Genomic DNA, 14100 nt, shown 5'->3' with positions numbered 1-14100 from the left:
GTGCCTCCGTGCCCACCAGCCGGTTACCGAACAGGCAGGACGACATGATTTCTCGCAAGACCCTCCGGGCCGCGGCCGCGGTACTCACCGTCGGCACCCTCACCCTCACGGCCTGCAGCAGCGGCGGTGGCGGTGGCTCGAAGAGCTCCGACGCCAAGGGCGGCAAGCTCTCCGACCAGGCCCAGGTCAGCGTCGGCACCGCCGCCGACTCCCAGGGCCCGGCGAAGGCCGTCGAGGGCGCGAAGGCCGGTGGCACGGTCAAGGACATCGAGCGCGACGACTTCGAGCACCTCGACCCGGCCCAGGTGTACACCAACACCGGCTCCAACTTCTCCCAGCTGATCACCCGCGGCCTGACCGGCTACAAGCAGGAGGGCAGCAAGGTCACCCTCGTCGGCGACCTCGCCACCGACGCCGGCAAGCCCTCCGACGGCGGCAAGACCTGGACCTTCACCCTGAAGGACGGCGTCAAGTGGGAGAACGGCGAGGCCATCACCTCCGCCGACGTCAAGCACAGCATCGAGCGCACCTTCGCGCCGTTCATCACCCAGGGCGCCAGCTACGTCCAGCAGTGGCTGACCGACCAGGACTACCGCAAGGCCTACGAGGGCCCCTACGGCGGCAAGCACCTGGACAACGTCATCGCCCAGGACCCGAAGACCATCGTCTTCAAGTTCGACAAGCCGCACGCGGACTTCAACTACGCGATGGCCATGACCACCTACGCGGTCGTCTCCGAGAAGGGTGACACCAAGGAGGAGTACGACAAGAAGCCGCTCTCCAGCGGCCCGTACAAGATCGTCGACCGGGTCACCGACAAGACGCTGACCCTGGAGCGGAACACCAACTGGGACGCGAAGACGGACCCGATCCGCAACGCCTACCCGGACAAGTGGAACTTCGAGTTCGGCTTCCAGGCCATCCCGGCCACCGACAAGCTGATCGCCGCCGACAAGGGCGAGGACCAGACGACCATGTCGTTCTACGCCTCGACCGCCGGTGACCGCCTGCAGAAGGTGCTCGGCGACGCCAGCCTGAAGGACCGTCTGGTCAAGGGCAACAGCCCCTACGCCGACTACTACTGGATCAACAACAAGCGGATCACCAACCAGAAGGTCCGCGAGGCGCTCATCCAGGCCTGGCCGCTGCAGCAGATCCGCCAGACCGAGGGTGGCCCGGACACCGGCGACTACTCGCGCTCGCTGCTGAACCCGACCGTCGCCGGCTTCCAGGAGACGGACGTCTGGGGCAAGATCGCCAAGCCCGAGGGTGACCCCGACAAGGCCAAGGCCCTCCTCAAGGAGGCCGGCGCCGAGAACCAGAAGATCGTCTACGCGTACAACAACACCCCGAAGCAGCAGCAGATCTCGGTCGTCATCGAGTCCGCGCTGAAGAAGGCCGGCTTCGACGTCGTCATCAAGCCGATCGACACCAAGACCTGGTACGACGAGATCAGCAAGGTCGACAAGGAGATCGACGTCTTCTGGGGCGGCTGGGGCGCCGACTGGCCGACCGGCGCCACCGTGCTGCCGGTGCTCTTCGACGGCCGCACCATCGCCGACGGCTCGCAGAACTACTCCAACTTCAACGACCCGGAGATCAACGCCGAGATCGACCGGATCATGGCCCTCTCCGACTCGGCCGAGCAGAACAAGGCCTGGGGCGCGCTGGACAAGAAGATCCTGGAGAAGGCCCCGGCCATCCCCGGCATCACCAACAAGTTCTACATCCTGCACGGTTCCAAGATCGGCGGCGCCGAGTACGACCCGCTGGGCCAGATCATCAGCCCGAACAAGGTCTTCCTGAAGCCGTGACCCTGCTCCACCGGTAGTCCCACGGTGTCCGCCGCCCCGACCGGGCGGCGGACACCGCGCCACCCGACCGCATCCGACCGGGCGGCACCCAGCACCCAGCCACCCAGCTGCCGGCCGCCGACCGCCCCCGCTCAGCCCGGCTCTGACACCCGATCAGGAGATCACGCTCCCATGTTCCGCTTCCTTGTGCGCCGGATGCTAGGTGCGGGCGCGATCCTATTGATCATCAGCGCCATCACCTTCTGCCTCTTCTACGCCGTGCCGGCCGACCCCGCACGGTCGTTCTGCGGCAAGATCTGCTCCCCCACGGACCTGGAGACCGTCCGGACCAACCTGGGGATGAACGAGGCGCTGCCGCTGCAGTACTGGCACTGGTTCGTGGCGCTGTTCGTCGGCCGCACCTACCCCGCCTGGGGCGACTGCGCGGCCCCCTGCCTCGGGTACTCGTTCACCAACCACGAGCCCGTCCTGGCCACCATCCTGGACCGCTTCCCCACCACCATCTCGCTGACCCTCGGCGCGGCCGTGGTCTTCCTGGTGCTGGGCGTCGGCGCCGGCATGCTCGCCGCGCACAAGCAGGGCAGCCTCCTCGACAAGTCGGCCAGCGCCATCTCGCTGACCTTCTCCTCGATGCAGATCTACTTCATCGGCACCCTGGCGATGTACTTCCTCGTCCGCCAGACCGGCCTCCTGCCCGAGCCGCACGACGGCTCCATCACCCAGGACCCGGCGGCCTGGTTCAGCGGCCTGCTGCTCCCGTGGATCGTGCTCGCCCTGATCTTCACCGCGAACTACACCCGGATGACGCGCTCGTCGATGATCGAGCAGCTCTCCGAGGACCACGTCCGCACCGCCCGCGCCAAGGGCATGCCCGGCCGGACGGTCTTCCTGCGGTACGCCTGGCGCGGCTCGCTCGGCCAGATCATCACCATCCTGGGCATCGACCTCGGCTCCCTGCTGGGCGGCGCGATCATCACCGAGACCACCTTCAACCTGCACGGCATCGGCCGGCTCTCCATCGACGCGGTGGTCGACAACGACCTGCCGATGCTGATGGCCGTGGTCGTCGTCGCCGCCGGGCTGATCGTCCTCTTCAACATCATCGTGGACGCCGCGTACGCCCTCATCGACCCCCGAATCCGACTGGCATGAGCACCGTGAACCCCGCCGCGCGCCGCACGACCCACCGAGGAGTCCGCCCGTGACCACCCAGGCCCAGTCCCAGGCCTCGACCGACCGGAGCTCGTCCGGGCCGTTCCTCTCCGTCGACGACCTCCAGGTGCGCTTCAGGACCGAGGACGGCGTCGTCAAGGCCGTCGACGGCCTCTCCTTCGACCTGGAGAAGGGCTCCACGCTCGGCATCGTCGGCGAGTCCGGCTCCGGCAAGTCGGTGACCAACCTGGCCATCCTCGGCCTGCACCACCGCAAGGCCACCGAGATCACCGGGTCCATCAAGCTGGACGGCGAGGAGCTGGTCGGCCGCACCGACCGCGAGCTGGAGCACCTGCGCGGCAAGAAGATGGCCATGATCTTCCAGGACCCGCTGACCGCCCTCTCGCCGTACTACACGATCGGCCGGCAGATCGGCGAGACCTTCAGCAAGCACACCGGCGCGAGCAAGAAGGAGGCCCGGGACCGGGCCGTCGAGATGCTCACCCGGGTCGGCATCCCGCAGCCCTCGCTGCGGGTCGACGACTACCCGCACCAGTTCTCCGGCGGCATGCGCCAGCGCGCGATGATCGCCATGTCGCTGGTCTGCGACCCCGACCTGCTGATCGCCGACGAGCCGACCACCGCCCTGGACGTCACCGTCCAGGCACAGATCCTCGACCTGCTGAAGGACCTCCAGCAGGAGCTCGGCACCGCGATCATCATGATCACCCACGACCTCGGCGTGATCGCCCGCACCGCCCACGACGTGATGGTCATGTACGCCGGCCGGGCCGTGGAGCGCGGCACCGTCCGCGAGGTCCTGAAGGCCCCCCAGCACCCGTACACCTGGGGCCTGCTGTCCTCGATGCCCAGCCTCGGCGGCCCGCTGGACGTGCCGCTGCGCCCGGTGCGCGGCACCCCGCCGAGCCTGATCAACATGCCCAAGGGCTGCCCCTTCAACCCGCGCTGCGACTACCAGGAGCAGGCCGTCGGCGGGAAGTGCTCCACCGAGCGCCCGCTGCTCGCGCCCGCCACCGGGCACGCCACGGCCTGCCACCTCACCCTGGAGCGGCAGCAGGACATCTTCATCAACCAGATCCAGCCGCGGCTCGGCTGAACGGGACGGGCAAGAGACCATGAGCGACCAACTGACCCTCGGCAAGGCCGAAGGCTCCCCCGCCGGCCCGGCCGGTGAGCCGCTGCTGCAGATGAGCGGCCTGCAGAAGCACTTCCCCGTCAACGGCGGGTTCATCTTCAAGCGCCGGATCGGCTCGGTGCACGCGGTCGACGGCGTCGACCTGACGGTGCACGCCAACGAGTCGGTCGGCCTGGTCGGCGAGTCCGGCTGCGGCAAGTCCACCACCGGCCGCCTGGTCACCCGGCTGCTGGAGCCGACCGGCGGATCGATCCGGTACGCCGGCCAGGACATCACGCACGCCTCCCGCAAGGAACTGGCGCCGGTCCGGTCCGAGATCCAGATGATCTTCCAGGACCCGTACTCCTCGCTGAACCCCCGGCACACCGTCGGCGCCATCATCGGCGCCCCGATGGAGATCAACGGCATCAAGCCGGCCGGCGGCATCCAGCGCCGGGTGCAGGAGCTGCTGGAGACGGTCGGCCTCAACCCGGAGCACTACAACCGGTTCCCGCACGAGTTCTCCGGCGGCCAGCGCCAGCGCATCGGCGTCGCCCGCGCGCTCTCGCTGAGCCCCAAGCTGATCGTCGCCGACGAGCCGGTCTCCGCGCTCGACGTCTCGATCCAGGCCCAGGTGGTCAACCTGCTGCAGCAGCTGCAGAAGGACCTCGGCATCGCCTTCCTGTTCATCGCGCACGACCTCTCGATCGTGCGGCACTTCTCGCAGCGGGTGGCGGTGATGTACCTCGGCAAGATCGTCGAGATCGCCGACCGCAAGTCGCTGTACGAGAGCCCCCGGCACCCGTACACCCACGCGCTGCTCTCGGCCGTCCCCGAGGCCGACCCGGACGACCACCGCGAGCGGATCCGGCTGACCGGCGACGTGCCCTCGCCGATCAACCCGCCGTCCGGCTGCCGCTTCCGCACCCGCTGCTGGAAGGCCCAGGACAAGTGCGCCACCGAGGAGCCGCCGCTGGTGCAGCTCTCCGGCAGCCTGGACAGCCACCTGACGGCCTGCCACTTCCCGGAGGGCCCCAGCACCGCCGAGCTGTCCGCGAAGGCCGCCACGGAGCTCCTGCCGAGCCAGCGCGAGGGCGGCCTGGTCTGACCGGCGGCGCCGGCCGTACCACCTGAACCGAGGCCCGGGGGGGCGCCCCCCGGGCCTCGGCCGTTCCCGGCGCCGGCTCCCCGCGCCCCGGCCCGGCACCCGCGGCGGACGCCGGAGGGCCGCGGTCGCCCGACGGCGGCCGCGGCCCTCCGGCTCGTCCCCGTGCGGTCAGCCGGCCCCCACCACGTCCCGGACCTCGGCGAAGTGGCAGGCGGAGTCGTGCGCCGCCGGGCCCTTCAGCAGCTCCGGCACGGCCAGCAGCGGCTCCTCGGTGGAGCAGCGCTCCTCGGCCTTCCAGCAGCGGGTGCGGAAGCGGCAGCCCGACGGCGGGTTGGCCGGCGAGGGCAGGTCGCCGCTGAGCAGGATCCGCTCGCGGTTCTCCCGGCCGGTCGGGTCCGGCACCGGTACCGCGGAGAGCAGCGCCTGGGTGTAGGGGTGGGTCGGGAAGGAGTAGATCTGCTCCTCCGTCCCGATCTCGACCATCTTGCCGAGGTACATCACGCCGACCCGGTCGGAGATGTGCCGGACGATGGAGAGGTCGTGCGCGATGAACATGTACGACAGGTCGAACTCGGTCTGCAGCTGCTCCAGCAGGTTGATCACCTGCGCCTGGACGGACACGTCCAGCGCCGAGACCGGCTCGTCGCAGATGATGATCTCCGGCTTGAGCGCCAGCCCGCGGGCGATGCCGATGCGTTGACGCTGGCCGCCGGAGAACTGGTGCGGGTACCGGTTGATGTACTCCGGGTTGAGCCCGACCACGTCCAGCAGGTCCTGGACGGCCTTGCGGCGGTCGCCCTTCGGCGCCACCTCCGGGTGGATCTCGAAGGGTTCGCCGATGATGTCGCCCACCGTCATCCGGGGGTTCAACGAGGTGTACGGGTCCTGGAAGACCATCTGGATGTTCCGGCGCACCGCCTTCAGGGCCGAGCCGGACAGCCGGGAGATGTCCTCACCCTTGAACAGCACCTGGCCGGCCGTGGCCCGTTCCAGGTTCATCAGCACCTTGGCCAGCGTGGACTTGCCGCAGCCCGACTCGCCCACGATGCCGAGCGTCTCACCGCGGTGGAGGTCGAAGGAGATCCCGTCGACCGCCTTGACCGCGCCGACCACGCTCTTGAACAGGATGCCCTGGGTCAGCGGATAGTGCTTGACCAGGCCCTTGACCTCCAGGATGGGCTCAGCCATGGAGGGTCTCCTTCCAGAAGTGGCAGGCGCTGCGGCGGCCCGGGAGGTCCGCGCCCTCCGCGTCCAGCACCGGTACCAGCTGGGGCAGTTCGCTGCGGCAGAGATCCGTCGCCCGCTCGCAGCGCGGGTTGAACGCGCAGCCGGCCGGGACCTTGAGCAGGTTCGGGGGCAGGCCCTTGATCGCGTAGAGGTCCTGGCCCTTCTGGTCCAGGCGCGGGATCGAGCGGAGCAGGCCCTTGGTGTACGGGTGCGCCGGGTCGGCGTACAGCTCGTGCACCGGCGCCGTCTCCACGATCCGGCCCGCGTACATCACGGCGATCTTGTCCGCGACGTCGGCGACCACGCCGAGGTCGTGGGTGATCAGGATCAGACCCATGTTGAACTCGGCCTGCAGCTCCGCGAGCAGGTCCATCACCTGGGCCTGGACGGTGACGTCCAGCGCGGTGGTGGGCTCGTCCGCGATGATCAGGTCAGGCTCCAGGGCCAGCGCCATCGCGATCATGATGCGCTGGCGCATACCGCCCGAGAACTGGTGCGGGTAGTCGCCCACCCGCTGCTTCGCGGCCGGGATCCGCACCCGGTCCATCAGCTCGATCGCCTTGGCCTTCGCCTCCTTGCGGGAGGCGCCCTGGTGCACCCGGAACATCTCGCCCAGCTGGTACCCGACGCTCAGCACCGGGTTCAGCGAGGACAGCGCGTCCTGGAAGATCATCGCGATCTTCCGGCCACGGATGGCCCGCCGGTCCTTGGGGTTCATCCGGAGCATGTCCTCGCCCCGGAACCGGATCGCACCCGCGGTGATCTTGCCGGGCGGCATGTCCAGGATGCCCATGATCGCCTGCGCGGTCACCGACTTGCCCGAACCGGACTCGCCGAGGACGGCCAGCGTCTCACCGGCCGAGACCGAGTAGCTGACGCCGTTCACGGCCTTGGCGATGCCGTCCCGCGTGTGGAACTCGATGTGCAGGTCGTCGACCTCCAGCAACGGGGTGCCCGGCACCAGGTTCTCCCGTCCGCCGGTCACCTCCATCAGGCCGGCCTCGTGGGTGCTGCTGTTCTTCGACAGCGTCGACAGCCTTGACGGCTTCGAATCGTTCGGCACTGCGGTCATAGCCCGCGGCCCTCCTCAGCGCAGCTTCGGGTCGAGGGCGTCGCGCACCGCGTCGCCGAGCATGATGAACGCCAGCACGGTGATGCTCAGCACCACGGCCGGGAAGAGCAGCACGTGCGGCGCGCTCAGGAAGCGGGCCTGCGCGTCACTGATCATCAGACCCCAGGAGATCGCCGGGGACTGGATCCCGATCCCCAGGTACGACAGCGCGGCCTCGGCCCCGATGTACACACCGAGGTTGATGGTGGAGACCACGATGACGGGCGCCACCGCGTTGGGCAGGATGTGCCGCCCGAGGATGCGCGAGGTGCCGGCGCCGAGGGCCTTGGCCGCCACGACGTAGTCGTTGTGCTTGTTGGACAGCACCGCCGAGCGCATCAGCCGGTAGATCTGCGGCCAGCCGAGCACCGCCATCACCATCGAGACCGTGAAGGCGTTCCCCTTCTGGAAGTTCGCCATGATCAGCATGCCGCCGAGCAGCAGCGGGATGGCGAAGAAGATCTCGGTGACCCGGGACAGCAGGCTGTCCCAGAACCCGCCGACCCAGCCCGCCAGCAACCCCAGTGCGCCGCCCACCAGGACGACCAGCGTCGTGGTGAGCATGCCGACGACGATCGAGTTGCGGGCGCCCCAGACCGTCCGGGTGTAGACGTCGCAGCCCTGGACGTCGAAGCCGAACCAGTGGTCCGCACTGGGCCGCTTCAGCGAGTCGGCCAGCTGGCAGAAGCCGGCCGACTGCGGGTCCTTGCCGGTGAACAGCTGCGGGGCGACGGCGAGCGCCACCATGAACGCCACCAGCAGGGCGCCGATCAGGAACAGCGGGTTGCGGCGCAGGTCGTACCAGGCGTCCGTCCAGAGGCTGGCGACCCGCTCGGTGTCGGCCTTCCCGCGCTTCCCGGGCTTCCCGGGGGCCGTCGCGGGGGTCTGCGCCGGGGCGTCGGCCGGGGCCTCGGTCAAGGTCGCCGCCGGGGCCTGCCCCGGCTCCTGGCCGGAGGCCGTGGGCGATTCTCCGACGGCCTGACCCGGGATGCTCACCGGGTCGGCCGGCTCCGCGGCGGGGACGACCAGGTCGTCGCTCTTCGTCGGCTCACTCATAGCGAATCCTCGGGTCCAGGACGGCGTACAGCAGGTCGACCACCAGGTTGGCGAACAGGTAGACCAGCACCAGGGCGCTCACGATGCCGACCACGATGGTCCGCTCGCGCAGGTAGACGGACTGGAAGAGCTGGTGGCCGACGCCGGGGATGTTGAAGATGCCCTCGGTGATCACCGCACCGCCCATCAGCCCGCCGAGGTCCATGCCCAGGAAGGTGACGATCGGGATCAGCGCGTTGCGCAGTCCGTGCCTGACCACCACCCGGAACGGGCTGAGCCCCTTGGCCACCGCCGTACGGACGTAGTCGGCCCGCATGACCTCGATCAGGCTGGCCCGGGTGAGCCGGGCGACGTACGCCAGCGAGGTGGACGCCAGCACGTAGGCCGGCATCAGGTAGGACCGGAACCCGGCCTCCTCGTTGAACGACACCGGGAAGAAGTCGAAGCCGTAGTCGGTCTTGAGCTTGACCCCCAGCACCAGCTGCAGCACGAAGCCGATGACGAAGACCGGGATCGAGATGACCATCAGGGTGGAGATCATGACCACGTTGTCGATGAAGCGGCCGCGCTTCAGGGCGGCGGCCACACCGGCCGTGACGCCCACCGCCATCTCGATGCCCAGCGCGGTCAGCGCGAGGTTGATGGTGTAGGGGAAGGCCGCGGACATCACGTCCACCACCGCGTTGCCCCGGTAGTCCTCGCCGAAGTCGCCGGTGAACAGGTGGGACAGGTAGTACCAGTACTGCACGAAGAACGGGTCGTTCAGGTGGTAGCGCTCCTGGAGCACCGCCACGACCGTCGGATCGGCGCGTTTCTCACCGGCCAGTGCCGTAATGGGATCGCCAGGCAGCAGGAAGACCAGTGCGTAGATCAGGAACGTCGCGCCGAGGATCACAGGTATGGCCTGGATGATCCGGCGGACCACATAGCGGCCCACGGGGCCTCCTCGTGGCTAGGGGCACGGCCGCGAAGGGTGGCGCGGGGGTCACCCGCGCCACCCGTCGGGGCGTGCCGTCAGCTGGATGTCGGTCAGGCCAGTTCGACGTTGGCCAGGTCCATCTGCCCCTGGGCGTTGACCTTCACGTTCTTGACCGTCTTGGTGTACGCCGCGGACGACATGTACGTGTAGATCGGGATGTACGGGACGTCCTTGATCAGGACGTCGTCGGCCTGCTGGTACAGCTTCAGGCTCTCCTCGTCCGTCTTCGCACTGTCGGCCTTGGCCAGCAGCGCCTCGAACTCCTCGTTGACGTAACCGCCGTAGTTGGAGCCGTTGTCGATCGCGATCTTGGAGAAGATCGGCCGCAGGTAGTTCTCCGCCGACGGGTAGTCCATCGACCAGGCCATGCGGAAGGCGCCGCTGTACTGCTTGTCGCCCAGCGCGGTGAGGATCGCGCCGAACTTCTCGAACGGCTTGTAGGTGACCTCGACGCCGAGGTTGGCCTTCAGCTGGTTGCCGACCGCCTCGATCCACTCCTTGTGGCCGCCGTCGGCGTTGTAGCCGATCTCCATCGTGTTGCCGGGCAGGCCGCCGGCCTGCGTGAAGAGCGCCTTGGCCTTCGCCGGGTCGTACTTGGCGACGTCACCGAGGGCGCCCTTGCGGTAGCCCGGGATGATCGGGCTGATGAAGTCGTCGGCCGGCTTGCGGGTGCCGCTGAAGATGGTCTTGGTGATCGACTCGCGGTCGATGGCCATCGAGATCGCCTTGCGGACGTCCGCGTTGGCGAACGCCGGGTTGGTGGCGATCGGGAAGCCGATGTAGCCGACCCCGGACTCCGGCTTGTAGATGTAGCGGTCGCCGAACTCGCTCGCCACGGTGGCCATCGCGGAGACCGGGAGCTTGTCGGTGATCTGGATGGTGTCGGCGCGGAGGTCGTTGTACGCCGTCTCCAGCTTCTCGTAGATCTTGAAGGTGACGGTGTCCAGCTTCGCCTTGCCCTCGGCGGCCGGGAAGTTCTCGTACCGCTTCACCTTGATCTGCTTGTTGTGCTCCCACTTCCCGTCGATCTGGAAGGGGCCGTTGCCGATCGGGGCGTCGTCGAAGGCCTTCGGGTCGGTGAAGAAGGCGGCCGGCAGCGGGAAGAACGCGTTGTAGCCCAGCATCGTCTTGAACTGGGAGAACGGCGCCTTCAGGGTGACCGTGAAGGTCTTGTCGTCGACCACCTTCAGGCCCTTGAGCTCCTTGGTGGCGGGCGTCTTGCCCTTGCCCGGGGCCAGCTCGTCGGAACCGAGGATCTTGTCGAAGAAGGGCAGCGCCTCCTGGGCGTTGTCCTGGTTCGCCCCGTAATTCCAAGCGTCCACGAAGGATTTCGCGGTAACCTTCTCACCGTTGTGGAAGGTGTAGCCGTCCTTCAGCTTGATCGTCCAGGTCGTGGCATCCGGCGATTCGATCGACTCGGCGACGCGCAGCTTCGGCACGCTGGTGTCGTTGTCGTACTCGACCAGGCCGGAGAACAGCGCGTTGAGCACCTCGGAGCCCTCGGACTCGGCCGTGTTCTGCGGGACCAGACCGTGCTGGGGCTCACCCAGTTCGACACTGATGGAGCCGCCCTTCTTGCCCGACCCACCACTCGCCTGATCCGTCGCAGACTTGCCACCACTGGTGCTGCAGGCGGAGATCGCAAGCGCGGTGCACGCCGCCAGGGCGGTCCAGCGCATGGTCTTGGTGAGCCTCATTCAACTGCTCCTCGATTTAGGGGCTTACGAACGAAACAGCACCCACGCCACTCGGTGTGCCGGGCATGGGGGATCAACGTCAGCGCCGAACCACCGAGTTGATGGTGTGACCACTGACACGCGCAGAGCAACTATCGATCACCCGGCCCCCCTGGCGGAATCGCCCTTACATCTCTTTTCAGTTACATGCTCAGACCAAGTCGTGACAATGCTCGCCAAATTCCGCCATATCACGCGCGGAACAATTTCTTCCGCCTTCCGAATAGCGGACGAAGGACACCGGAATTCGGCACATTACGCGGCGTAATATCCAAAAGCCCCTCGGAGTCCGGACCAGCATTCGGGAGTTCTCCCAGCACAAGCGGCAGGGCGCGCCCTCCGACGAGGACGCGCCCTGCGTGCACAGCTGTGAAGAACTCAGTCCGGTGGTGTCAAACCGGTTTTCCCGTCACCCGGGCCGGAGCCGGCTTCCGGGGTGCCCCCGGCACCGGGGGCCCCAGGGGCGCCAGGGGGGCCCTGGGGGCCTGGAGTGCCCGAGGAGGGCCCGCCCGCAGCCGGGCCGTCGGTCACCGCTCCGGGGGCCTCCGGCAGGCCCGTCCCGGGCGCCGCAGGGCCCTGTCCGATCCCGCGCTCCGCAGGGCCCTGCCCACTTCCGCGCTCCGCAGGGCCCAGCTCGATCCCGCGCTCCGCCGCGCTCTGCTCGATCTCGCGCTCCGCCGCGAAGTGACAAGCCGACTCGTGCTTCGCGAGCCCCCCGAGCCAGGACGGCGTGGCCAGCAGCGGCACCTCCGTCGCGCAGCGCTCCTGGGCCTTCCAGCAGCGGGTGCGGAAGCGGCAGCCCGACGGCGGGTTGGCCGGCGAGGGCACGTCGCCGGTGAGGACGATCCGGTCCCGGTCCTCCCGCGCCGTCGGGTCCGGCACCGGCACCGCGGAGAGCAGCGCCTGGGTGTACGGGTGCGTGGCGTGGTCGTAGATCTCCAGGTCGGTGCCGATCTCGACCATCTTGCCGAGGTACATCACGCCGACCCGGTCGGAGATGTGCCGGACGATCGAGAGGTCGTGCGCGATGAACATGTACGACAGGTTGAACTCGGTCTGCAGCTGCTCCAGCAGGTTGATGACCTGCGCCTGCACGGAGACGTCCAGCGCCGAGACCGGCTCGTCGCAGATGATGATCTCCGGCTTGAGCGCCAACCCCCGGGCGATGCCGATCCGCTGGCGCTGGCCGCCGGAGAACTGGTGCGGGTACCGGTTGATGTACTCCGGGTTGAGCCCGACCACGTCCAGCAGGTCCCGCACCGCCTTGGCGCGGTCGCCCTTCGGCGCCACCTCCGGGTGGATCTCGTACGGCTCGCCGATGATGTCGCCCACCGTCATCCGGGGGTTCAACGAGGTGTACGGGTCCTGGAAGACCATCTGGATGTTCCGGCGCACCGCCTTCAGGCCGGCGCCGGAGAGATGAGAGATCTCCTCGCCCTTGAACCGCACCGAGCCCGCGCTGGCCGGCTCCAGGTTCATCAGCACCTTGGCCAGCGTGGACTTGCCGCAGCCCGACTCGCCGACGATGCCCAGTGTCTCCCCCTGGACGAGGTCGAAGCTGATGCCGTCGACCGCCTTGACCGCGCCGACCTGCTTCTTGAACACGACGCCCTTGGTGAGCGGGAAGTGCTTGACCAGGTCCCGGACTTCGAGGATCGGCTCGCCACGCCGGACGGGCTTGTCGAACGCGATCTCCTCCGGCGCGGCCGCGCTGCCCAGCGCGCTAGCTCCGTGAGCCATGGAGGGTCTCCTTCCAGAAGAAGCAGGCGCTGCCCCGGCCCGGCTGCTCGGTGCCGTCGTCCGCGGTGACCTTGAACAGCTCCGGCACCTCGCTGCGGCAGATGTCCTGGGCCCTCGGGCAGCGCGGGTTGAACGCGCAGCCCGGGGGGATCCGGAGCAGGTTGGGCGGCAGGCCCTTGATGGCGTAGAGCTCCTGGCCCTTCTGGTCCAGGCGCGGGATCGAGTCCAGCAGGCCCCTGGTGTACGGGTGCGCGGGGCTGGCGTACAGCTGGTGCACGGGGGCGGTCTCGACGATCCGGCCGGCGTACATGACCGCGATCTTGTCCGCGACGTCGGCGACCACGCCGAGGTCGTGGGTGATCAGGATCAGGCCCATGTGGTACTCGGCCTGCAGTTCCGCGAGCAGGTCCATCACCTGGGCCTGGACGGTGACGTCCAGGGCGGTGGTGGGTTCGTCCGCGATGATCAGGTCAGGCTCCAGGGCCAGCGCCATCGCGATCATGATGCGCTGGCGCATACCGCCCGAGAACTGGTGCGGGTAGTCGCCCACCCGGTCCTTGGCGGCGGGGATGCGCACCCGGTCCATCAGCTCGATCGCCTTGGCCTTGGCCTCCTTGCGGGAGGCGTCGGTGTGGGCGCGGAACATCTCGCCCAGCTGGAAGCCGACGGTGAGCACCGGGTTCAGCGAGGAGAGCGCGTCCTGGAAGATCATCGCGATCTTCTGACCGCGGATCTTGCGCCGCTCCTCCTTGCCCATGGTCAGCATGTCCCGGCCCCGGTACCGGATCTCGCCCTTGGGGATGCGGGCCGGCGGCATGTCCAGGATGCCCATGATCGCCTGCGCGGTCACCGACTTGCCCGAACCGGACTCCCCCAGCACGGCGAGCGTCTCGCCGGCGCTGACGCTGTAGTTGACCCCGTTCACGGCGCGGGCGACGCCCTCCCGGGTCACGAACTCCACGTGCAGGTCCCGGACGTCGAGCAGCGGCCCGTCGTAGGGGGCCTGCCGGGCGCTCTTGGTGGTGTCGACGGCAGTGGTCAC

At 68.5% G+C, this 14100-nt stretch carries 10 protein-coding genes and 1 pseudogene; 4 read left to right on the top strand and 7 right to left on the bottom strand.

Going from position 1 to position 14100, the window contains the following annotated elements; all coding sequences use genetic code 11:
- Positions 1 to 44 precede the first annotated feature (44 nt).
- From J2S46_RS24940 to J2S46_RS24925, 4 genes are all read left to right on the top strand, one after another.
- A complete protein-coding gene (locus tag J2S46_RS24940) occupies positions 45 to 1814 on the top strand; it encodes an ABC transporter substrate-binding protein (protein ID WP_191289370.1) in 1770 nt (589 codons plus the stop codon).
- 171 nt (positions 1815 to 1985) lie between these two features.
- Positions 1986 to 2966, top strand: coding sequence for an ABC transporter permease (locus J2S46_RS24935; protein WP_191289369.1), 981 nt, complete (start codon positions 1986 to 1988; stop codon positions 2964 to 2966).
- Positions 2967 to 3015: 49 nt separating this feature from the next.
- Positions 3016 to 4083 carry an ABC transporter ATP-binding protein gene (locus J2S46_RS24930; RefSeq protein WP_191289368.1) on the top strand — a complete coding sequence of 356 codons (1068 nt, stop codon included), beginning with the start codon at positions 3016 to 3018 and terminating at the stop codon, positions 4081 to 4083.
- A gap of 19 nt (positions 4084 to 4102) precedes the next feature.
- Positions 4103 to 5209: an ABC transporter ATP-binding protein gene (locus J2S46_RS24925; protein WP_191289367.1), complete on the top strand. Its 1107-nt coding sequence runs from the start codon at positions 4103 to 4105 to the stop codon at positions 5207 to 5209.
- Positions 5210 to 5377: 168 nt separating this feature from the next.
- Here J2S46_RS24925 and J2S46_RS24920 read toward each other — a convergent pair whose 3' ends face one another.
- The 7 genes and pseudogenes from J2S46_RS24920 to J2S46_RS24890 form a co-directional block, all read right to left on the bottom strand.
- Complete coding sequence (locus J2S46_RS24920; RefSeq protein WP_307351182.1) at positions 5378 to 6397, bottom strand: ABC transporter ATP-binding protein; 1020 nt, start codon at positions 6395 to 6397, stop codon at positions 5378 to 5380.
- Positions 6390 to 7427 (bottom strand): ABC transporter ATP-binding protein, encoded by a 1038-nt coding sequence (locus tag J2S46_RS24915; protein WP_307352813.1) that lies wholly within the window; start codon positions 7425 to 7427, stop codon positions 6390 to 6392. The genes J2S46_RS24920 and J2S46_RS24915 overlap by 8 nt, the downstream gene beginning before the upstream one ends.
- A 96-nt stretch (positions 7428 to 7523) precedes the next feature.
- The gene (locus tag J2S46_RS24910; protein ID WP_191294835.1) at positions 7524 to 8603 is read right to left on the bottom strand and encodes an ABC transporter permease; all 1080 of its coding nucleotides are present in this window, start codon (positions 8601 to 8603) and stop codon (positions 7524 to 7526) included.
- A complete protein-coding gene (locus tag J2S46_RS24905) occupies positions 8596 to 9540 on the bottom strand; it encodes an ABC transporter permease (RefSeq protein ID WP_073926278.1) in 945 nt (314 codons plus the stop codon). The genes J2S46_RS24910 and J2S46_RS24905 overlap by 8 nt, the downstream gene beginning before the upstream one ends.
- A 92-nt stretch (positions 9541 to 9632) precedes the next feature.
- Positions 9633 to 11279 carry a peptide ABC transporter substrate-binding protein gene (locus J2S46_RS24900; RefSeq protein ID WP_191294834.1) on the bottom strand — a complete coding sequence of 549 codons (1647 nt, stop codon included), beginning with the start codon at positions 11277 to 11279 and terminating at the stop codon, positions 9633 to 9635.
- A 690-nt stretch (positions 11280 to 11969) separates the two neighbouring features.
- Positions 11970 to 13058 (bottom strand): annotated as a pseudogene (locus tag J2S46_RS24895) (ABC transporter ATP-binding protein); the annotation flags it as partial.
- The gene (locus tag J2S46_RS24890; RefSeq protein WP_191294830.1) at positions 13042 to 14100 is read right to left on the bottom strand and encodes an ABC transporter ATP-binding protein; all 1059 of its coding nucleotides are present in this window, start codon (positions 14098 to 14100) and stop codon (positions 13042 to 13044) included. The gene J2S46_RS24890 and the pseudogene J2S46_RS24895, both read right to left, overlap by 17 nt.

The sequence above is a fragment of the Kitasatospora herbaricolor genome (assembly GCF_030813695.1).
GTDB lineage: Bacteria > Actinomycetota > Actinomycetes > Streptomycetales > Streptomycetaceae > Kitasatospora > Kitasatospora herbaricolor.
Note: the sequence above shows the minus strand (reverse complement) of the source record. Positions and strands in the feature narration are given on the sequence as shown.

Excerpts from the sequence above, each read along its gene's own strand:
- J2S46_RS24925 (WP_191289367.1), top strand. The coding sequence starts at position 4,103 with ATGAGCGACCAACTGACCCTCGGCAAGGCCGAAGGCTCCCCCGCCGGC.
- J2S46_RS24900 (WP_191294834.1), bottom strand. The coding sequence starts at position 11,279 with ATGAGGCTCACCAAGACCATGCGCTGGACCGCCCTGGCGGCGTGCACC.
- J2S46_RS24940 (WP_191289370.1), top strand. The coding sequence starts at position 45 with ATGATTTCTCGCAAGACCCTCCGGGCCGCGGCCGCGGTACTCACCGTC.
- J2S46_RS24935 (WP_191289369.1), top strand. The coding sequence starts at position 1,986 with ATGTTCCGCTTCCTTGTGCGCCGGATGCTAGGTGCGGGCGCGATCCTA.
- J2S46_RS24920 (WP_307351182.1), bottom strand. The coding sequence starts at position 6,397 with ATGGCTGAGCCCATCCTGGAGGTCAAGGGCCTGGTCAAGCACTATCCG.
- J2S46_RS24910 (WP_191294835.1), bottom strand. The coding sequence starts at position 8,603 with ATGAGTGAGCCGACGAAGAGCGACGACCTGGTCGTCCCCGCCGCGGAG.
- J2S46_RS24915 (WP_307352813.1), bottom strand. The coding sequence starts at position 7,427 with ATGGAGGTGACCGGCGGACGGGAGAACCTGGTGCCGGGCACCCCGTTG.